The following is a 20,768-nucleotide window of genomic DNA, read 5'->3' as shown; positions in this document are numbered from 1 at the left end:
ATCCACAATCCGGGAGAAGCGCCGCAAGTATGCCCACGCGCCACGACATTCGTAACGTCGCCATCGTCGCCCACGTCGACCACGGCAAGACCACCCTTGTCGACGCCATGCTCAAGCAGGCGGGAGCCTTCGCCGCGCACGCCGCCGAGAACCTCGACGAGCGCATGATGGACTCCAACGACCTGGAGCGTGAGAAGGGCATCACGATCCTCGCCAAGAACACGGCGGTGAAGTATCACCCCAAGAGCGGCGGGGACCCGATCACGATCAACATCATCGACACCCCCGGCCACGCCGACTTCGGCGGCGAGGTCGAGCGCGGTCTGTCGATGGTCGACGCGGTCGTCCTCCTCGTGGACGCCTCCGAGGGCCCGCTGCCGCAGACCCGCTTCGTGCTGCGCAAGGCGCTGGCCGCGAAGATGCCGGTCATCCTGTGCATCAACAAGACCGACCGGCCCGACTCCCGGATCGCCGAGGTCGTCGACGAGACCTACGACCTCTTCCTGGACCTGGACGCGGACGAGGACCAGATCGAGTTCCCGATCGTCTACGCCTGCGCCCGTGACGGCGTCGCGTCGCTGACCAAGCCGGAGGACGGCACCGTTCCGTCCGACAGCACCAACCTGGAGCCGTTCTTCACCACGCTCCTGGACACCGTTCCGGCCCCCGAGTACGACGAGGCCGCGCCGCTGCAGGCCCACGTCACCAACCTCGACGCGGACAACTTCCTCGGCCGTATCGCGCTGCTCCGCGTCGAGCAGGGCGAGCTGCGCAAGGGCCAGACCGTCGCGTGGATGAAGCGCGACGGGTCGGTCCAGAACGTCCGCATCACCGAGCTGATGATGACCGAGGCGCTCACCCGCAAGCCGGCCGAGGTGGCGGGCCCCGGTGACATCTGCGCCGTCGCCGGTATCCCCGACATCATGATCGGCGAGACGCTGGCCGACCCGGAGAACCCGGTCGCGCTGCCGCTGATCACGGTCGACGAGCCCGCGATCTCGATGACCATCGGTACGAACACCTCGCCGCTGGTCGGCCGCGGCGGCACCGGCAAGGGCGCGGACGCCAAGGCCGCGGTCAAGGACCGCAAGGTCACCGCGCGTCAGGTGAAGGACCGGCTGGAGCGCGAGCTGATCGGTAACGTCTCGCTGCGCGTGCTGGACACCGAGCGTCCCGACGCCTGGGAGGTGCAGGGCCGCGGTGAGCTGGCGCTGGCCATCCTGGTCGAGCAGATGCGCCGCGAGGGCTTCGAGATGACCATCGGCAAGCCGCAGGTGGTCACCAAGGAGGTCGACGGCAAGACCTACGAGCCGACCGAGCGCATGACCATCGACGTGCCCGAGGAGCACATGGGCGCGGTCACGCAGCTCATGGGTGTCCGCAAGGGCCGGATGGACAACATGTCCAACCACGGCTCCGGCTGGGTCCGCATGGAGTTCATCGTGCCGTCCCGCGGTCTGATCGGCTTCCGTACGGAGTTCCTGACCAACACCCGCGGCACCGGCATCGCGCACTCCATCCACGAGGGCCACGAGCCCTGGTTCGGCCAGCTGACGACCCGTAACAACGGTTCGCTCGTCGCCGACCGCGCCGGCACGGTCACCGCGTTCGCGATGACCAACCTCCAGGAGCGCGGCGTGCTCTTCACCGAGCCCGGCACCGAGGTGTACGAGGGCATGATCGTCGGCGAGAACTCGCGCTCCGACGACATGGACGTGAACATCACCAAGGAGAAGAAGCTCACCAACATGCGCTCCTCCTCCGCCGACACCTTCGAGGCGATCGTCCCGCCGCGCAAGCTCTCCCTGGAGCAGTCGCTGGAGTTCTGCCGCGACGACGAGTGCGTCGAGGTCACCCCGGAGGCCGTGCGCATCCGCAAGGTGAACCTGGATGCCCGTGAGCGCGCCCGCGCCGCCTCGCGCGCCAAGCACAACTGACGCAACTGACGCCCGCAGGGCCCCAGTAGAGCGACGGAGCGCCCCGCCGGACTTCCTGTCCGGCGGGGCGCTTCCGTGTGCGGAGAGTGTCACTTACCGCACATGTTTGGTGACGTCAAGACGCCGCGGGTCGTCCACCACCCCGCCGAGCGTCCGGAAAATGGACACAAGGCAGCCGCCGGTCGGTGGGAGGTCCGATTTTTGCCCGTCTGGATGGATTGTTTTGTCCGGATTCCGAACGAGGGTCACCGCGATGTGACCAAAAAGTAACCAGCAACTCGTGGCTTATGGGGCGAACGTGACTGAGGATGGGGGCTATTGAGCTCGGGTCAATGGGTCACGCGCTGTGAAAGGCGCCGACTCACGAGCATCGGGGGCTGGTCGCGCGCTGTCAGGGGTGTCAGCGGACGACCGGCTCCTTTCCATGTCAAGAATGGACTCATGAGGAGGCAGTCCCATGCGCGGTGCCAGAAGCGCCACTTGGGTCGCAGGAGCGATAGCCGTGGCCCTGGGGGTTTCGGCGTGCGGCGGCAGCAGCGACAGCGCGGGCTCGGAAGCCGGCGTCGTACGGGCCGCGTGGGGCGACCCGCAGAACCCGCTGGAGCCGGCCAACACCACTGAGGTGCAGGGCGGCAAGGTCCTCGACATGATCTTCGCCAACCTGAAGAGCTACGACCCGAAGACCGGCGAGGCCAAGAACGACGCCGCCGAGTCCATCGACACCAAGGACCAGCAGACCTTCACCATCAAGGTGAAGAAGGGCCTGAAGTTCTCCAACGGCGAGGCCGTCACCGCCAAGTCCTTCGTGAACGCCTGGAATTACGGCGCGCTCGCCACCAACCAGCAGAAGAACAGCTACTTCTTCTCCGACATCGAGGGCTACGACAAGGTCGCGCCGGCCGAGGGCAAGCCGACCGCCAAGACCCTCTCCGGGCTGAAGGTCGTCGACGACCACACCTTCACCGTCAAGCTCACCCAGAAGATGTCGACCTGGCCGACGCGCCTGGGCTACAAGGCCTTCGCGCCGCTGCCCGAGAAGTTCTTCACCGACCACAAGGGCTACCTCGACAAGCCCGTCGGCAACGGCCCGTACAAGGTCGACTCGTACTCCAAGGGCTCGCAGATGAAGCTCGTGCCGAACCCGGAGTACAAGGGCGACGACAAGCCGGTGAACAAGGGCGTCCTGCTGAAGGTCTACACGGACTCCAACACCGCGTACTCCGACCTCCAGGCCGGCAACCTCGACGTGCTCGACAGCCTGCCCGCCGAGCAGATCAAGAACGCCAAGACCGACCTGCAGGGCAACTACGTCTCGCAGCCGGCCGGCATCGTGCAGACCGTCAGCTTCCCGCTCGACAAGGGCGCCTGGAGCAAGAAGGGGATGGAGAAGGTCCGCAAGGGCATCTCCATGGCGATCGACCGCAAGACGATCACCGAGAAGATCTACCACGGCACCCGCACCCCGGCGACCGACCTCACTTCCCCGGTGCTCGGCGACGCCAACGGCTACTCCAAGGACATCTGCGGCGACGCCTGCGAGTACAACCCGGCCGAGGCCAAGAAGCTCATCAAGGAGGGCGGCGGCCTCCCCGGCGGGAAGATGACCGTCAGCTACAACGCGGACAAGGACTCCCACAAGGAGTGGGTGGACGCGGTCTGCAACAGCGTCAACAAGGTGCTGGGCGACGACAAGGCGTGCGTGGGCAACCCCGTGGGCACCTTCGCCGACTTCCGTACCCAGATCACCAAGGGTGAGATGACCAGCGGCTTCCGCGCCGGCTGGCAGATGGACTACCCGCAGATCGAGAACTTCCTGACGCCGCTGTACGGCACCGGTGCCTCCTCCAACGACTCGCACTGGAGCAACAAGGAGTTCGACGGCCTCCTGAAGAAGGCCGCGGCCGAGCCCGACACCAAGAAGGCCACCAAGACCTACCAGGACGCCGAGAAGCTGGTCCTGGACGACATGGTCGCCATCCCGCTCTGGTACCAGAACGGCGTCGCCGGCTGGTCCCAGAACGTCTCCGACGTGACGCTCGACCCCTTCAGCGTGCCGGTCTTCTCCGACATCAAGGTCAAGGGCTGACCCGTCCGACGCATGAGCCCCTGAGCGGGGCCCAGTAATTCCGACCGCTCACGGCGGCAGGGGACAGCCGGCCACCCGCGGCCTCTCACACGAGGCCGCGGGCCCGGCCGTGCCCGCGTCGGCGCATATCTGGAGGACCACATGGGGCGCTACGTCGTGCGACGACTGCTCCAGATGGTGCCCGTCTTCATCGGCACCACTTTCCTGATCTTCGTCATGGTCTACGCGCTCGGCGACCCCGTCGCGGCCATGTTCGGAGACCGGACCCCCGACCCGGCCACCGCCGCCCAGATCCGGGAGTCCCTGCACCTGAACGACCCGCTGTGGAGCCAGTACCTGCAGTACATGGCGGGCATCTTCCAGGGTGACTTCGGCACCGCCTTCAACGGCCGGCCCGTCATCGAGCTGATGGGGGACGCCTTCCCCAACACCATCCAGCTCACCCTGGTCGCCTTCGCCATCGAGCTGGTGGTGGGCGTCACGCTCGGCGTCATCGCCGGCATGCGCCGCGGCCGCCTGATCGACACCGGCGTGCTGGTGCTCACGCTGATCGTGATCTCCATTCCGACCTTCGTCACCGGCTACCTGCTGCAGTACTTCGTCGGCGTGAAGTGGGGCCTCGCCTCCCCGTCGGTCTCCGCCGACGTGCGGTTCGACGAGCTGATCCTGCCCGGCATCGTCCTCGCGGGCGTCTCGCTGGCGTACGTGGCCCGGCTCACCCGTACGTCCATCGCGGAGAACATCCGCTCCGACTACATCCGCACCGCCACCGCCAAGGGCCTGCCGCGCCGCCGCGTGATCAGCGTGCACCTGCTGCGCAACTCCCTGATCCCGGTCGTCACCTTCCTCGGCACCGACATCGGCGGCCTGATGGCCGGCGCCATCGTCACCGAGCGGATCTTCAACCTCCAGGGCGTCGGCTACCAGCTCTACCAGGGCATCCTGCGGCAGAACGCGCCGACCGTGGTCGGCTTCGTGACCGTGCTCGTGGTCGTCTTCCTCGCCGCCAACCTGCTCGTCGACCTGCTCTACGCGGTCCTGGACCCGAGGATCCGGTATGCCTGACGTGATCGACCCCACCGCCCACGCCCAGGCCGCCGTCGCGGCCTCCGAGGTCGTGCGGGACCAGCAACAGGACAAGGCCCGCTCCCTCTGGGGCGACGCCTGGCGGGACCTGCGGCGCAACCCGATCTTCTACATCTCCGCCGTACTGATCCTCTTCCTGGTCGTCGTCTCGATCTGGCCGAGCATCATGACGAGCACCAGCCCGTACGCCTGCGACGTGTCCAAGTCGGCGCAGGGCGCGGCCCCCGGTCATCCCTTCGGCTTCGACAAGCAGGGCTGCGACGTCTACGCGCGTACCGTCTACGGCGCCCGCGCCTCCGTCACCGTCGGCATCTGCACCACCCTGCTCGCCGCCGTCATCGGCTGTGTCATGGGCGGCCTCGCCGGCTTCTTCGGCGGCTGGTGGGACGCGCTGCTCTCCCGGATCGGCGACATCTTCTTCGGCATCCCGATCCTGCTCGGCGGCATCGTCTTCCTGTCCGTCGTCAAGGGCGGCTCGATCTTCACCGTCGTGCTGCTGATGGCGGTGCTCGGCTGGCCGCAGATCGCCCGTATCGCGCGCGGCGCGGTGATCACCGCCAAGCAGCAGGACTACGTGCAGGCGGCCCGCGCGCTCGGCGCTTCCACCCCGCGCATGCTGCTCCGGCACATCGCCCCGAACGCCCTCGCGCCCGTCATCGTCGTGGCGACCATCGCGCTCGGTACGTACATCTCGCTGGAGGCCACCCTGTCGTTCCTCGGTGTCGGCCTGAAGCCGCCGACGGTCTCCTGGGGCATCGACATCTCCCAGGCCGCCACCCAGATCCGCAACGCACCGCACACCCTGCTGTACCCGGCAGGTGCGCTGTCGCTTACGGTGCTGGCGTTCATCATGCTCGGCGACGCGGTGCGCGACGCCCTCGACCCCAAGCTGCGCTGAGGGAGGCGTACGTGACCACCACCGAGAAGACCGCGGCCGTTCCCGAGCCGCGGACGCCGGAAGCGGCCGGAACGCCGCTGCTCCAGGTCCGTGACCTGCACGTCGAGTTCCACACCCGGGACGGCGTCGTGAAGGCCGTCAACGGCGTGAACTACAGCGTCAGCGCCGGCGAGACGCTCGCCGTGCTGGGCGAGTCCGGCTCCGGCAAGTCCGTGACCGCGCAGGCGATCATGGGCATCCTCGACATGCCGCCGGCGAAGATCCCGCAGGGCGAGATCCTCTTCCGCGGCCAGGACATGCTGACCATGTCCGGCGAGCAGCGCCGCAAGATCCGCGGCGCGAAGATCGCCATGATCTTCCAGGACGCGCTGTCGTCCCTGAACCCGGTGCTCTCCGTCGGCTACCAGCTCGGCGAGATGTTCCGCGTCCACCAGGGCCTGTCCAAGAAGGACGCGAAGGCCAAGGCCATCGAGCTGATGGACAAGGTGAAGATCCCGGCGGCGAAGAACCGCGTCGGGGACTACCCGCACCAGTTCTCCGGCGGTATGCGCCAGCGCATCATGATCGCGATGGCGCTGGCCCTGGAGCCGGACCTGATCATCGCCGACGAGCCCACCACGGCGCTCGACGTGACGGTCCAGGCCCAGGTCATGGACCTGCTCGCGGAGCTCCAGCGCGAGTACAACATGGGCCTGATCCTGATCACCCACGACCTCGGCGTGGTCGCCGACGTCGCCGACAAGATCGCGGTGATGTACGCCGGCCGGATCGTCGAGAACGCTCCCGTGCGCGAGCTGTACAAGAACCCCGCGCACCCCTACACCCGCGGTCTGCTGGACTCCATCCCGCGCCTGGACCAGAAGGGCCAGGAGCTGTACGCGATCAAGGGTCTGCCGCCCAACCTGCTGAACATCCCCGGCGGCTGCGCCTTCCACCCGCGCTGCCCGAAGGCCCAGGACGTCTGCCGTACGGAGATCCCGGCCCTGGCCACGGTCGCCGACGAGCGCGGCAGCGCGTGCCACTTCTGGAAGGAGACGCTCCATGGCTGAGCAGTCCGCCGAGCAGGCCGCGGGCGACCGCGAGCCCATCCTCCAGGTCCGCAACCTGGTCAAGCACTTCCCCCTCACGCAGGGCGTGCTGTTCAAGAAGCAGGTCGGCGCGGTCAAGGCGGTCGACGGGATCTCCTTCGACCTGTACCGGGGCGAGACGCTGGGCATCGTCGGCGAGTCCGGCTGCGGCAAGTCCACCGTCGCCAAGCTGCTGATGAACCTGGAGCGGGCCACCGCGGGCGAGGTCTTCTACAAGGGCGAGGACATCACCAAGCTGTCCGGGCGCGCCCTGAAGGCCGTCCGCCGCAACATCCAGATGGTCTTCCAGGACCCCTACACCTCGCTGAACCCTCGCATGACGGTCGGCGACATCATCGGCGAGCCCTTCGACATCCACCCCGAGGTGGCCCCGAAGGGCGACCGGCGGCGCAAGGTCCAGGAGCTGCTGGACGTGGTCGGCCTCAACCCCGAGTACGTCAACCGCTACCCGCACCAGTTCTCCGGCGGCCAGCGCCAGCGCATCGGCATCGCCCGCGGCCTCGCGCTCAACCCGGAGATCATCATCTGCGACGAGCCGGTCTCGGCCCTCGATGTCTCGGTCCAGGCCCAGGTGATCAACCTGATGGAGCGACTGCAGAACGAGTTCGACCTCTCGTACCTCTTCATCGCCCACGACCTCTCCATCGTCCGGCACATCTCCGACCGCGTCGGCGTGATGTACCTGGGACGGATGGCCGAGATCGGCACCGACGAGGAGATCTACGAGCACCCGACGCACCCCTACACCCAGGCGCTCCTCTCGGCGGTCCCGGTCCCCGACCCGGAGGTCAGCGGCGCCCGCGAGCGCATTATCCTCAGCGGCGACGTGCCCTCCCCGGCCAACCCGCCCTCCGGCTGCCGCTTCCGCACCCGCTGCTGGAAAGCCCAGGACAAGTGCGCCGAGGAAACCCCCCTCCTCGCCATCCCCACCCCCTTCAAGAACACCGACTCCCCGGCGGCCCACGACTCGGCCTGCCACTTCGCCGAAGAAAAGGACGTGGTCGGAGCGGCCTGACCGCCCTACCCCGCCCTTCGAAGGCGCCCGGAGCAGCCACGCTCCGGGCGCCTTCGCCTACCGTCGCCGACCGCCGCCCTGCTCGGGCCCGCCCGGCCGCTGCGGGGGGACCTGTGGCTGAGGGGCCCCGGGCTTGGGAGAGTTACGGGGCTGCGTGGTGAACGACCGGCCGCCACCGCCGGACCGGCTCTTGGCGGCCTCGGCGACCGAACGGTTCGGCTGCTGAGCCGGGGTGCTGCCGGCGGAGTGCTCGGCAGCGGGGGCCGGACTTTCGGCGGTCGGGGCCGGGCCCACCCAGCGTTCGGGGACCTGGGACAGCTCTGTCACCGTTCCCGCCGCCCGGGCACGGGCGTATGCCGCGCTCTGGTGAGCGACGGGCGCGAACCCGGGAGCGGCGTTCGCACTCTCGGAAGGGACCTGCCGCACCCCCATGGCGCCCAGCTTGAGCACGGTCTGCTGGTCGAAGACCTCTCGGGGCAGCTGCCAGGACGCCGCGCCGGTCACGTTCACCCGGTGTTCCCTGCCGTCCACCGGGAAGGTCAGTCCGTACCCCAGGTACTGCTGGTGTTCGTCGAAGAGCAGCGTCCCCCGGACCTCGGCACCCGCGTCCCGCACGCGCTCCGCGAGCTCGCGGGTGACCGGCGGTAACGGATTCGTACGGCCGAGGCTGGCGACGTACCCGTCGGCGACCACCGCCGTCATATTGCCGTTCTCGTCCTTGAACGGCACCCGGAAGAGCGGCTTCCCGTCGGCCCCCGGCACGGTCTCGACCGGGCCCAGCCGGGTCTGCTGGATGTCGAGCCGGCCACTCGTCAGGTACGGAGAATCCGCGTGCGTCATCTCCAGGTACTGCACCTGGTGGTGGAGCGCGGGCGGGGCCTCGCCGCCCATGATGGTGACGCGCGCGTCCGGGTTCTCACGCAGGATGATCTCGGCGTTGGCGACGCCGGTACCGCCGGAACCGGCGACGATCCAGTGCTGGGCCGCCCGCGGATCGAAGCGGTTGTCGGCGACCTCGTCACCCAGCAGGGCGCGGCCCGGGGCCGCGGCACGCGCCTCTTCCCACTTCTGCGTCGCCTCCAGCGTCTGGAAGCAGTCGCGGATGGCCCTGTCGTCCCCCAACTGCTGCCGGATACCGGCCGAGTCCAGCACCCCGAGCACATCCGCCGCCCGGCCGCCCGAACGCTCCGCGTGGAGCAGCTGTTGCCGGACGGCCGCCGCTCTCTCCGGAGCCAGTCCGCCCAGCCCCTGTATGCGCTCGTCCAGGACACGAACGGCCTCGCCGAGACTCTCCACCCCGCGCAGGCCCTCACTGGGACTGTCCCGCGCGACGCCCGGCACCACCTCGCGCGTCAGGCCGGTGGCGATGATCGGTGCCCCGTCCACCTCGACACCGATGTGCCCGCCGCCGCTCTCCGGCTGGATCCGGACCACGAGCCTGCCGTCCGCGTCCACGCTCAACCGGCCGTACCCGTCCACCACCGGGCCCCGCACGGCCAGCTCGTCCTCCCAGGCGCGGGCCGCCTCGATCGGCACCCGTCCCGTGGGAGCGGTGTACGTATGAGGGTCCTCCAGCCCCGCCCGCGCCATGTCCCGTGTCTGGTCGGCGGACTGCACGATGCCGGCGCCGGGGTCCAGATGCCACCGGCCGCGCGCGTCGATGAGCAGTGCGTCGGGATCCCGTCCCGTCAGGCTGGCCCCGCCACCGATGATCACCTTCTGCGGCGGCGCCCAGCCGCCCTGCCGCAGCGCCGCCTCCCGCAACTGTTCCTCGGTGACGGCGGCCCTCTCGGTACGCGCTGCCGCCCAGGTGGCGGCCTTCTCGTTCAACCGGCTCTGCGGCAACGGCAGCCCGTTCCCGTCGAGCCCGGGCAGCGGTACCGTCACGGACTGCCCGCCGACGAACGCCGCCACCCGCGTGGCACCCCGCGCCTCGGCCTCCGCCCGACGGTACGCGCTGAGAGCGGCGGCGTCGGCGGGGGAGAGGTGTTCGATGGGGCGGGCGAGTTCGCGCAGTAGCCGTTCAGAGTTCTCGGACAGGTACGGAGCCACGTAGTCGGCGCGAATGTCCACTGCGTCGGCATTGTTCGCGAACAGTTCCGAGTCGGTGAGGGGGACGGTGGGGCGAAGTCCGCATCGATCGACGAGGCCGGAGAGTTCCTCTCGTACGCGCGCTTGCTGATCCGCCGTGAGCGAAGAGTCGGAGAGCTGCTCCGCCAGCCAGTTCAGCTGCCCGACCTGTCCCCGGTCAGTGGCTGACAAGGCGTGCTCAAGCGGTAGCTCCGGACCACGCTGCAGCATGTCATTCATGACGGGGGCGAGCCCTGCAGCGGAGCGCTCACGGCAAGCGAGAATTTCACCGGTGCCGTGGGAGAGCACCCGTCCCAGCTCGTTGAGGGGTACGCGGTCCGACACCTGGATCATGTATTGGTCGGACGTCGTGTTGACCAGTGTGCGTGCGACCATGCCGCCCGGGAGCGGTACTGCGTCCACCCACACGGAGATCTCTTTGCCGGCTTCGTTCTGTGCGAGGAAGTACTTGCGGGGGTTCCGCTCATCGGTCGACTTGAAGTCGCCCTGATAGCCGCCGACATGCTGCAGTACCTGCGGTAACAGCTGCTCGGCGGCCGTGAGTAGCTCTCGCTGACGTTCCCATGACCCTGGCTGTTCCGGCATGCTCAACAACAGCCGGGGATCGTTCGCCCCGTCCACGCGTCTCCCCCTGGTGAACTCAAGTCCCCTACAGCCGTGTGCTGCAGCGTATAGGGTCGTGATCATGCTGATAGCGCGTTCGTCACTGGAAGCTCACTTGTACATGGATCTGCACCCGTGCGAGTGCGGTGTGGCGGATTTCGCGCGGCAGCACAGTCTTCAGCAGCAGGACGGTGCGATGGTGTCGGTGTACGAGGGTGTTTGCGCCGGGTGCGGTCGTCAGCGCCGTTTCGTCTTCAAGATGGCCGACGAGCTGCCGCCGCCCCCGCCGGCCTTCGGTGGGCCGGAACCTTCCCGGATCATCGACCCGGGCGAGTTCATGGACGTGGCCAATGGAATTGCGACTCGTGTGGGTCCGCTCCTGCTGGCGACGCCGGAGGAGGATCGCAGAAAGCACCGGCCGGCCGTGGTGTATTCGCTGGCCGCGATGGAGGAAGTGCTGAAATTCTTCCCGGTGGGCCAGGACAGGATCCCGGCGGACGTATTCACCTCGGAGCGGGGCAGGGCCCTCTACGACCGGGAGCCGGGCAAGTTCTCACGGGATCTGATCGAGTCCAATATCGCGCGCAAGCGCAGGATGGTCGCCGGCATCGACCGAGTCAGCCCGCCCCAGCCCTGACCTTTCCTCCCCCTTGGTCCATCCGGGTGCAGCGCCCGGGAGAGTGTCTGCTCTCCCGGGCGCTGTGTCGTTCTGTCGCGGCGGGTGCCGCTCTCGTGCGTTCGGGGGGAATGTGCGGCGTGGCGTGCTCGTACGGGGGAGGTACGGGTGCGAGGAGGCCTCCTATGGGCTGTTATGTGGCCTACGTACCTATTGGTCGGAGGAGGCACCGGATGCGTGGAGCCACCCGTGCGAAGTGGGCGGTGGGAACGGTGGCGGTCGCTCTCGTGGCGACGGCGTGTGGTGGCGGGGGCGGCGGTGGTGGTGACGGGAAGGGGGTGCTCAGTTCGTCGTGGGGGGATCCGCAGAATCCGCTGGAGCCGGCCAATACCAATGAGGTGCAGGGCGGCAAGGTCCTGGACATGGTTTTCCGGGGGCTGAAGAGGTACGACCCGAAGACCGGCGAGGCCAAGGACATGCTCGCCCGGAAGATCGAGACCGATGACCAGCAGAACTACACGGTCACGATCAAGAAGGGGTGGAAGTTCAGCAACGGGGAGCCGGTCACGGCGCAGTCGTTCGTGGATGCGTGGAATTACGGGGCGAATCTCGACAACAATCAGAAGAATGCTTATTTCTTCGGATATATCGAGGGGTATGAGAAGGTTCATCCCGAGAGCGGGAAGCCGAGTGCTAAGAAGCTCTCCGGGCTGAAGGTCAAGAATGACACCACGTTTACCGTGGCGCTCAATCAGAAGTTCTCCACGTGGCCGCAGACGCTGGGGTATCCGGCGTTCGCTCCGCTGCCGCGGGCGTTTTTCAAGGACCATGACGGGTGGCTGAAGAAGCCGGTCGGGAACGGGCCGTACGAGATCGAGTCGTACGACAAGGGCTCGGCCATGAAGCTCCGGAAGTGGAGCAAGTACAAGGGGCCCGACAAGGCCAGAAACGGTGGTGTGGATCTTCGGGTCTACACCGACAACAACACTGCCTATACCGATCTGCAGGCCGGCAATCTCGATCTGACGGATGACATCCCGGCCGCGCAGCTGAAGAACGCCGAGGCGGATCTCGGCGACCGGTACATCAATCAGCCCGCGGGGATCATCCAGACCCTGACCTTCCCCATGTACGACCCGAAATGGGGGACGCGGAAGATGGCCAAGGTGCGGCAGGGGCTGTCCATGGCGATCGACCGCAAGACGATCACCAAGCAGATCTTCCAGAACACCCGCACCCCGGCCACCGACTGGACCTCGCCGGTGCTCAAGGCGGACGGCGGCTACAAGGCCGGCCTGTGCGGGGAGGCGTGCCAGTACAAGCCGGCCGAGGCGCGCAAGCTCATCAAGGAGGGCGGCGGGCTGCCCGGCGGCAAGGTCACTGTCACGTACAACGCCGACACCGGCTCGCACAAGGACTGGGTCGACGCGCTCTGCAACAGCGTCAACAAGGTGCTGAAGGACGACAAGGCGTGTGTGGGCAATCCGGTGGGGACGTTCGCGGATTACCGGAATCAGATCTCGGCGAAGAAGATGAAGGGGCCGTTCCGGGCCGGGTGGCAGATGGACTATCCGCTCATCCAGAACTTCCTCCAGCCGATGTACTACACCGATGCCTCCTCCAATGACGGCAAGTACAGCAACAAGCAGTTCGACAAGCTGGTCGACGAGGCGAATGCCGAGCCCGACCAGCAGGCGGCGGTGAAGAAGTTCCAGGACGCGCAGCGGGTCCTGGTCAAGGACATGCCGGTGATCCCGCTCTGGTACCAGAACGGCAGCGGGGGATATACGGACCGGCTGAGCAACGTCCGGCTGAACCAGTTCAGCGTGCCCGTCTACGAGCAGATCAAGGTCGGCAGCTGACCCCATGGGACGCTATGTCATCCGGCGGCTGCTCCAGATGATCCCGGTGTTCATCGGCAGCACGTTCCTGATCTTCTTCATGGTGTACGCGCTCGGGGACCCGGTCGCCGCGATGTTCGGCGACCGCGCCCCCGACCCCGCCACCGCCGCGAGGATCCGCGAGGAACTCCTTCTCGACCAGCCGCTGTGGAAGCAGTACCTGCACTACATGGGCCAGATCTTCCGCGGGGACTTCGGCACCGCCTTCAACGGGCAGCCGGTCACCGAGCTGATGGGCACCGCCTTCCCCGTCACCCTGCGGCTGACCCTGGTCGCCATCGTCATCGAGATCGTCGTCGGCATCACGCTGGGGGTGCTGAGCGGGCTGCGCCGAGGGCGCGCGCTGGACACCTCGGTGCTCGTCTTCACGCTCGTCGTGGTGTCCATTCCGACGTTCGTCAGCGGCTACGTGCTGCAGTTCCTGCTCGGAGTGAAGTGGGGGTGGGTGACGCCGACCGTCTCCACCGACGCGTACCTGACCGAGCTGCTGCTGCCCGGCGTGGTGCTCGCGCTGGTCTCGCTCGCGTACGTCACCCGGCTGACCCGCACCTCGCTGGCCGAGAACGCCCGCGCCGACTACGTACGGACGGCCGTGGCCAAGGGCCTGCCGCGCCGCCGGGTCGTCACCCGCCACCTGCTGCGCAACTCCCTCATCCCGGTGATCACCTTCATCGGCACCGACATCGGCCAGCTCATGGGCGGCGCCATCGTCACCGAGCGGATCTTCAACATCCACGGCGTCGGCTTCCAGCTCTACCAGGGCATCCTGCGGCAGAACTCGCCCACCGTCGTCGGTTTCGTCACCGTCCTCGTACTGGTCTTCCTCTTCGCCAACCTCGTCGTCGACCTGCTGTACGCCGTACTCGACCCGAGGATCCGCTATGCCTGAGAGCTACGTGCCCAAGGAGGCGGTCACCCACGGGGACGGCGCCACCACCGCCCTGGCGATGGCCGAGGCCGAGACCCTGGAGGGCGGCCGGAACGGGCGGGGCGGCGGGCGCCCCGACGACAGGCCCCGCAGCCTGTGGGGCGACGCCTGGCGCGACCTGCGGCGCAACCCCGTCTTCCTGATCTCCGCACTGATCATCCTCTTTCTGATCGTCATCGCGATCTGGCCGTCGCTGATCACCGACGGGAACCCGTACCGCGCGGACCTCGCCAAGGCTCAGGAGGGCTCGGCCCCCGGCCACCCCTTCGGCTTCGACACCCAGGGCCGGGACGTCTACACCCGTACCGTCTACGGGGCGCGCGCCTCCATCACCGTCGGCGTCTGCGCCACCGCCGGTGCCGCGCTCCTCGGCAGCCTCCTCGGCGGCCTCGCGGGCTTCTTCGGCGGCTGGTGGGACGCGCTGCTCTCCCGGCTCGCCGACATCTTCTTCGGCATCCCCGTACTCCTGGGCGGCCTGGTCTTCCTCTCGGTCGTCACCAGCAAGACGGTCTGGCCGGTGGTCGGCTTCATCGTGCTGCTCGGCTGGCCGCAGATCGCCCGGATCGCCCGCGGCTCCGTCGTCACCGCCAAGCAGAACGACTACGTCCAGGCCGCGCGAGCGCTCGGCGCCTCCAACGGCCGGATGCTGCTGCGGCACATCGCGCCGAACGCGGTGGCCCCCGTCATCGTCGTCGCCACCATCGCGCTGGGCACCTACATCTCCCTGGAGGCCACGCTGTCCTACCTTGGCGCGGGCCTGAAGCCGCCCAACGTCTCCTGGGGCATCGACATCTCCACCGCCTCCACCTACATCCGCAACGCGCCGCACATGCTGCTGTATCCGGCGGGCGCGCTGTCGATCACGGTGCTGGCGTTCATCATGCTCGGCGACGCGGTGCGCGACGCCCTCGACCCCAAGCTGCGCTGACCCCGAGCTGCGCCGACCACAAACTGCGCCGAGGAGACGGAGAGAGCCGATGGCCACCGCGACGAACCCCGACGCCGCGCCCGATCCCGGCGCGGCGTCGCCCGCGCTGCTCGACGTGCGCGACCTGTACGTGGAGTTCCGTACCCGGGACGGCGTCGCCAGGGCCGTCGACGGCGTCAGTTACCGCGTCGACGCGGGCGAGACGCTGGCCGTGCTGGGCGAGTCGGGCTCCGGCAAGTCCGTCACCGCGCAGGCCGTCATGGGCATCCTCGACTCGCCGCCCGGCTTCGTCACCGGCGGCGAGATCCTCTTCCGGGGGCGGGACCTGCTCAAGGCCCCGCCCGAGGAGCGGCGCAAGGTACGCGGCGCCCGGATGGCGATGATCTTCCAGGACGCGCTGTCCGCGCTGAATCCGGTGCTCTCCGTCGGTGCCCAGCTCGGCGAGATGTACGAGGTCCACCAGGGCATGAAGCGGAAGGACGCGCGCGCCAAGGCGGTGGAGCTGATGGACCGGGTGAAGATCCCGGCGGCGCGCAGCCGCGTCGGGGACTACCCGCACCAGTTCTCCGGCGGTATGCGCCAGCGCATCATGATCGCGATGGCGCTGGCCCTGGAGCCGGACCTGATCATCGCGGACGAGCCGACGACCGCGCTGGACGTGACGGTGCAGGCGCAGGTCATGGACCTGCTGGCCGATCTCCAGCGGGAGTACGACATGGGCCTGATCCTGATCACCCATGACCTGGGGGTGGTCGCGGACGTCGCCGACCGGATCGCGGTGATGTACGCGGGCAGGATCGTGGAGCACGCGCCCGTACACGACCTCTACCGCGCGCCGGCCCACCCCTACACCCGCGGCCTGCTGGACTCCATCCCGCGCCTGGACCAGAAGGGCCAGGAGCTGTACGCGATCAAGGGCCTGCCGCCGAGCCTGACCGCGATCCCGCCCGGCTGCCCCTTCCACCCGCGCTGCCCGCGGGCCCGCGACAGGTGCACCACGGACCGGCCGCCGCAGTACGACGTGGCGGCGGGCCGGACCAGCGCCTGCCACTTCTGGGAGGAGACCCTGCGAGGCGAGGAGCCCCCGCATGACCGCTGAGGCCATTCTCGAAGTGCGCGACCTGGTCAAGCACTACCCGCTGACCCAGGGCATCGTCCTGAAGCGGCAGGTCGGCGCGGTCAAGGCGGTCGACGGGGTCTCCTTCGACCTGCGCAAGGGCGAGACGCTCGGCATCGTGGGGGAGTCCGGCTGCGGGAAGTCGACCGTGGCCAAGATGCTGGTCGGCCTGGAGCGGCCGACCGCGGGAGCCATCCGGTATCACGGGGAGGACATCACCAGGCTGTCCGGGCGGGCCCTGAAGGCGGTCCGCCGCAACATCCAGATGGTGTTCCAGGACCCGTACACCTCGCTCAACCCGCGGATGACGGTCGGCGACATCATCGGGGAGCCGTACGACATCCACCCGGAGGTGGCGCCGAAGGGCGACCGGCGGCGCCGGGTGCAGGAGCTGCTGGACGTGGTCGGGCTGAACCCGGAGTACGTCAACCGGTACCCGCACCAGTTCTCCGGCGGCCAGCGGCAGCGCATCGGCATCGCGCGGGGGCTGGCGCTGCGGCCCGAGATCATCGTCGCGGACGAGCCGGTCTCCGCGCTGGACGTCTCGGTCCAGGCGCAGGTGGTGAACCTGCTGGAGCGGCTCCAGGACGAGTTCGACCTCAGCTACGTCTTCATCGCGCACGACCTGTCGGTGGTGCGGCACATCTCGGACCGGGTGGCGGTGATGTACCTGGGCCGGATCGTGGAGACCGGCACCGAGGACGAGATCTACGGGCACCCCACGCACCCGTACACGCAGGCGCTGCTGTCCGCCGTGCCCGTACCGGATCCCGAGGCGCGGGAGCACCGGGTGGGGGCACCTCCCGGCGGTAGCCGGGGGAGGATCCTGCTCGTCGGGGACGTGCCGTCGCCGGCCGATCCGCCGTCGGGGTGCCGGTTCCGCACGCGGTGCTGGAAGGCGCAGCCGGTGTGTGCGGACGTCGTCCCTCCGCTGGCCGTACCCGAACGGTTCGCGGGGGCCGCGGGGCCGGCGCACCCCTCCGCGTGTCACTTCGCGGAGGAGCGCCAAGTCGTGCCGAGCGAGTAACCGACTGCCGACGGGGCAGGGGGTGCCCCTGCGCACCGGTGGCCGACTGCCGGGCCGTCGTGGCCGGTCGCGCAGTTCCCCGCGCCCCTGAAGGGGTGCGGGGAACTGCGCGGGCAACCGGCGCGGCGGGAAAGGCCGCCACGGCCCGGACCGCCGCGGTGGTGGGAACAGGTCTCTTCGGGAACAGGCCTCCCGAGGAACCGCGGTGGCGTCAGGCCTCCTTGGACGGACCGCCCGCGTCCTCGATGGCGGCCAGTGCCGGGTCGAGGACGATGTCCTCGCCGCGCGCGGCGAGCGTCGGCTCCTCGGGGAAGTGGCAGGCCGTCAGGTGGCCCGCGGCGTTCCCGGCGATCTGGAGCAGCGGCGGCTCCTCCGTCGCGCACTTCTCCTGCGCCTTCCAGCACCGGGTGCGGAAGCGGCAGCCGGAGGGCGGGTTGACCGGTGAGGGCACGTCGCCCGCGAGCCGGATGCGCTCGCGCTGCTCCTCGTCGTCCTCGGTGAACTTCGCCTCCGGGACGGCGGAGAGCAGCGCGTGCGTGTACGGGTGGCGCGGGCGGGTGTAGATCGATTCGCGGTCGCCGACCTCGACGATCTTGCCCAGGTACATCACCGCCACCCGCTGGCTGAAGTGCCGGACGATCGCCAGGTCGTGGGCGATGAAGAGGAACGCGATGCCCAGCTCGCGCTGGAGCTCCTGGAGGAGGTTGACGACCTGGGCCTGGATGGAGACGTCCAGCGCGGAGACCGGCTCGTCGGCGACGATCAGCTTCGGTTCCAGGGCGAGGGCGCGCGCCACGCCGATGCGCTGCCGCTGGCCGCCGGAGAACTCGTGCGGGAAGCGGTTGTAGTGCTCCGGGTTGAGGCCGACCGTCTCCAGCAGCTCGCGGACCTTCTTCTCGCGGCCGCCGGGCGGGTTGATCCCGTTGATCTCCATCGGGCCGCCGATGATGGTGCCGACGGTCTGCCGCGGGTTCAGCGAGGAGTACGGGTCCTGGAAGATCATCTGGATCTCGGACCGGACCGGCGCGAGCTCCTTGCGGTTCGCGTGGCTGATGTCGCGGCCGCGGTAGGAGATCTTGCCGCTGGTGGGCTCCAGCAGGCGGGTCAGCAGCCGGCCCGTGGTGGACTTGCCGCAGCCCGACTCGCCGACCAGGCCGAAGCTCTCGCCGGCGTGCACGGTCAGGTCGACCCCGTCGACCGCCTGCACCGCGCCGATCGTCCGCCGGATCGGGAAGCCGCCCTTGATCGGGAAGTGCTTGGTCAGGCCCTCGGTGACCAGCAGCGGTTCGCCCGCGGGGGCGGCGTCGCGGGGAGCGGGGAGGGTGACGTCTTTCGTTTCACTCATGATGGTCGTCGCTCCCTAGCCCAGCCGGGGCTTGATCTGCTCGGTGAAGAAGGTGTGTTTCTGCTCGGCCGTGAGGTGGCAGGCCGAGGCGCGCCCCGGTGCCAGCGGCGGCCGCTCGTCCGCGCAGCGGGTGCCGCCCACCTCGGAGGTGAACGCGCAGCGCGGGTGGAAGGGGCAGCCGGTCGGCGGGGTGAGCAGGCTCGGCGGGGCGCCGGGGATCGGGTGCAGCGGCTCGTCGACGCTGGCCGACAGGCGGGGCATCGAGCCGAGCAGGCCCCAGGTGTACGGGTGCTGCGGCTCGGTGAGGATGTCCCGTACCGTGCCGCGCTCGATGGCCCGGCCCGCGTACATCACCAGCAGCTCGTCGGCCATGTCGGCGACGACGCCCAGGTCGTGGGTGATCAGGATGATCGCCGACCCGAACTCCTGCTGGAGGTCCTTCAGGAGGTCCAGGATCTGCGCCTGGACGGTCACGTCCAGCGCGGTGGTCGGCTCGTCGGCGATGAGCAGGGCCGGGTTGCAGACCAGCGACATGGCGATCATGGCGCGCTGGCGCATGCCGCCGGAGAACTGGTGCGGGTAGTCGTCCACCCGCAGGTTCGGCTGCGGGATGCCGACCTTGGTCAGCATCTCGATGGCGCGCTGCCGGCCCTCGCGCTTGCTCGCGCCGGTGTGCTTGATGAACGGCTCGGCGATCTGCCGGCCCACCGTGTAGTACGGGGACAGCGCCGTCAGCGGGTCCTGGAAGATCATCGCCATCTTGTTGCCGCGGAGCTTCTGCAGCGTGCGCTCGCCGGCGCCGGTCAGCTCCTGGCCGTCCAGCGTGATCTCACCGGCGATCTCGGTGGAGGCGGGGTTGTGCAGGCCCAGCACGGCGAGGTTGGTCACCGACTTGCCGGAGCCGGACTCGCCGACGATGCCGAGCGTGCTGCCCTTCTCCAGGTCGAAGGAGAGCCCGTCGACGGCCTTGACGATGCCGTCCTCGGTGGAGAACCGCACGTACAGGTCGCGCACGGACAGGAAGGGGTCCGACCCGGTCGGGACCGGTGCGCCCTCGGTCTTGGTGAGTGTGGTCACTGGTGGTTCTCCTAGGACAGGCGCACGCGCGGGTCGATGAACGCGTAGGCCGCGTCGACGATGATGTTGAAGAGGACGATGAACGTCGCCGCGAACAGCATCACGCCCATGACCATGGGAAGGTCGGTCCTCTGCACGGACTGCACCGCGAGGGTGCCGAGGCCCGGGAGGGCGAAGGTCTGTTCCGTGATCATCGCGCCGCCGAAGAGCGAGCCGAGGTCGATGCCGAAGATGGTGACGATGGGGATGAGCGAGCCGCGCCAGGCGTACCGGAAGAAGACCGTGCCGCGCGTCATGCCCTTGGCGCGTGCGGTACGGACGTGTTCCTCGGCCAACTGCTCGATCATGGAGGAGCGCGCCATACGGGTGTACTGCGCGGTGAAGATGACCGACAGCACGCACCAGGGGATCAGCAGGCCCATGAACCAGGCCCCTGGACTGTCCGTGAAGTTCACGTACTTGGGCTGCCCCAGGATCTCCAGGTTGTACACCAGCAGAGCCAGCACGATCGGGCCGATGAAGTAGATCTGCATCGAGCTCAGCACCAGTGAGGCGGAGCTGAAGAACTTGTCGAGCAGCTTGCCCTGCTTCCAGGCGGCGAGCATGCCGGTGCCCAGGCCGACCGTCAGGAAGACCGCGGCGGCGCCGATGGTCAGCGAGATCGTGGTCGGGAAGCGGTCGATGATGGTGTTCCAGACGGGGTCGCCGTTGGCGAACGAGTAGCCGAAGCAGGGGGCCGGGCAGGGTCCCTGGGCGAAGTCGCGCCCGGTCACGATGCCGGACATGAAGTCCCAATACTGAACCGGGATCGGCTTGTCCAGACCGAGGTTCTTGTGAATCAGGGCGACGGCGTCCGGCGTGCAGTTCTTTCCGCAGGCCAGCAGCGCGGGATCCCGTGGCGCTGCGAAGAACAGGAAGAAGGTGAACGCGCTGATCAGCAGCAGGATCACGATCGCGCCGAGGGACCGGCGGAAGAGGAAACGAAGCATGGCAGATCGCAGCTCTCGTGGGGCAGCGGAAGGAGG

The 20,768-nt window shown here is 68.6% G+C and carries 16 protein-coding genes; 12 read left to right on the top strand and 4 right to left on the bottom strand.

The window, feature by feature from the left end:
- Nucleotides 1-29 precede the first annotated feature (29 nt).
- The 6 genes from typA to ACIGQF_RS32880 all read left to right on the top strand — a co-directional run bounded on the left by typA (nt 30) and on the right by ACIGQF_RS32880 (nt 8,110).
- Entirely contained in the window at nt 30-1,937 is a 1,908-nt protein-coding gene (gene typA, locus ACIGQF_RS32905; protein WP_399717980.1) for a translational GTPase TypA, read from the top strand.
- Between the two features lie 457 nt (nt 1,938-2,394).
- The gene (locus ACIGQF_RS32900; protein WP_399717977.1) at nt 2,395-4,023 is read left to right on the top strand and encodes an ABC transporter substrate-binding protein; all 1,629 of its coding nucleotides are present in this window, start codon (nt 2,395-2,397) and stop codon (nt 4,021-4,023) included.
- Nucleotides 4,024-4,164: 141 nt separating this feature from the next.
- Nucleotides 4,165-5,088: an ABC transporter permease gene (locus ACIGQF_RS32895; RefSeq protein WP_399717973.1), complete on the top strand. Its 924-nt coding sequence runs from the start codon at nt 4,165-4,167 to the stop codon at nt 5,086-5,088.
- Complete coding sequence (locus tag ACIGQF_RS32890; RefSeq protein ID WP_399717970.1) at nt 5,081-6,007, top strand: ABC transporter permease; 927 nt, start codon at nt 5,081-5,083, stop codon at nt 6,005-6,007. Before ACIGQF_RS32895 ends, ACIGQF_RS32890 begins: the two co-directional genes overlap by 8 nt.
- Before the next feature lie 11 nt (nt 6,008-6,018).
- On the top strand, nt 6,019-7,056 hold the full coding sequence (locus ACIGQF_RS32885; RefSeq protein ID WP_399717968.1) for an ABC transporter ATP-binding protein: 1,038 nt from the start codon (nt 6,019-6,021) through the stop codon (nt 7,054-7,056).
- A complete protein-coding gene (locus ACIGQF_RS32880) occupies nt 7,049-8,110 on the top strand; it encodes an ABC transporter ATP-binding protein (protein WP_399717965.1) in 1,062 nt (353 codons plus the stop codon). The genes ACIGQF_RS32885 and ACIGQF_RS32880 overlap by 8 nt, the downstream gene beginning before the upstream one ends.
- Nucleotides 8,111-8,167: 57 nt before the next feature.
- Here ACIGQF_RS32880 and ACIGQF_RS32875 read toward each other — a convergent pair whose 3' ends face one another.
- Nucleotides 8,168-10,372, bottom strand: a complete 2,205-nt coding sequence (locus tag ACIGQF_RS32875) for a hypothetical protein (RefSeq protein WP_399717962.1) — start codon at nt 10,370-10,372, stop codon at nt 8,168-8,170.
- A gap of 514 nt (nt 10,373-10,886) precedes the next feature.
- On the opposite strand from ACIGQF_RS32875, the gene ACIGQF_RS32870 reads away from it, so the two are divergent.
- The 6 genes from ACIGQF_RS32870 to ACIGQF_RS32845 all read left to right on the top strand — a co-directional run bounded on the left by ACIGQF_RS32870 (nt 10,887) and on the right by ACIGQF_RS32845 (nt 17,321).
- Nucleotides 10,887-11,441, top strand: a complete 555-nt coding sequence (locus ACIGQF_RS32870) for a hypothetical protein (protein WP_399717960.1) — start codon at nt 10,887-10,889, stop codon at nt 11,439-11,441.
- Nucleotides 11,442-11,653: 212 nt separating this feature from the next.
- Complete coding sequence (locus ACIGQF_RS32865) at nt 11,654-13,282, top strand: ABC transporter substrate-binding protein (RefSeq protein ID WP_399717957.1); 1,629 nt, start codon at nt 11,654-11,656, stop codon at nt 13,280-13,282.
- A gap of 4 nt (nt 13,283-13,286) precedes the next feature.
- The gene (locus tag ACIGQF_RS32860) at nt 13,287-14,210 is read left to right on the top strand and encodes an ABC transporter permease (RefSeq protein ID WP_399717954.1); all 924 of its coding nucleotides are present in this window, start codon (nt 13,287-13,289) and stop codon (nt 14,208-14,210) included.
- Nucleotides 14,203-15,177 (top strand): ABC transporter permease, encoded by a 975-nt coding sequence (locus tag ACIGQF_RS32855; RefSeq protein ID WP_399717952.1) that lies wholly within the window; start codon nt 14,203-14,205, stop codon nt 15,175-15,177. The genes ACIGQF_RS32860 and ACIGQF_RS32855 overlap by 8 nt, the downstream gene beginning before the upstream one ends.
- A gap of 49 nt (nt 15,178-15,226) precedes the next feature.
- Nucleotides 15,227-16,276, top strand: a complete 1,050-nt coding sequence (locus ACIGQF_RS32850) for an ABC transporter ATP-binding protein (protein WP_399717948.1) — start codon at nt 15,227-15,229, stop codon at nt 16,274-16,276.
- Entirely contained in the window at nt 16,266-17,321 is a 1,056-nt protein-coding gene (locus ACIGQF_RS32845) for an ABC transporter ATP-binding protein (RefSeq protein WP_399717946.1), read from the top strand. The genes ACIGQF_RS32850 and ACIGQF_RS32845 overlap by 11 nt, the downstream gene beginning before the upstream one ends.
- 211 nt (nt 17,322-17,532) lie before the next feature.
- Here ACIGQF_RS32845 and ACIGQF_RS32840 read toward each other — a convergent pair whose 3' ends face one another.
- Genes ACIGQF_RS32840 through ACIGQF_RS32830 form a run of 3 tightly spaced genes read right to left on the bottom strand, consistent with a single transcriptional unit; the run spans nt 17,533 to nt 20,732 of the window.
- On the bottom strand, nt 17,533-18,666 hold the full coding sequence (locus ACIGQF_RS32840; RefSeq protein WP_399717943.1) for an ABC transporter ATP-binding protein: 1,134 nt from the start codon (nt 18,664-18,666) through the stop codon (nt 17,533-17,535).
- A 15-nt stretch (nt 18,667-18,681) separates the two neighbouring features.
- Nucleotides 18,682-19,743, bottom strand: a complete 1,062-nt coding sequence (locus ACIGQF_RS32835) for an ABC transporter ATP-binding protein (RefSeq protein WP_399717940.1) — start codon at nt 19,741-19,743, stop codon at nt 18,682-18,684.
- An 11-nt stretch (nt 19,744-19,754) separates the two neighbouring features.
- Nucleotides 19,755-20,732, bottom strand: a complete 978-nt coding sequence (locus ACIGQF_RS32830) for an ABC transporter permease (RefSeq protein ID WP_399717937.1) — start codon at nt 20,730-20,732, stop codon at nt 19,755-19,757.
- Nucleotides 20,733-20,768: the final 36 nt, after the last annotated feature.

Origin of the sequence: Streptomyces sp. NPDC053560 (assembly GCF_044544605.1) — a bacterium.
Classification (GTDB): domain Bacteria; phylum Actinomycetota; class Actinomycetes; order Streptomycetales; family Streptomycetaceae; genus Streptomyces.
This window is presented reverse-complemented; position numbering and strand designations above follow the sequence as displayed.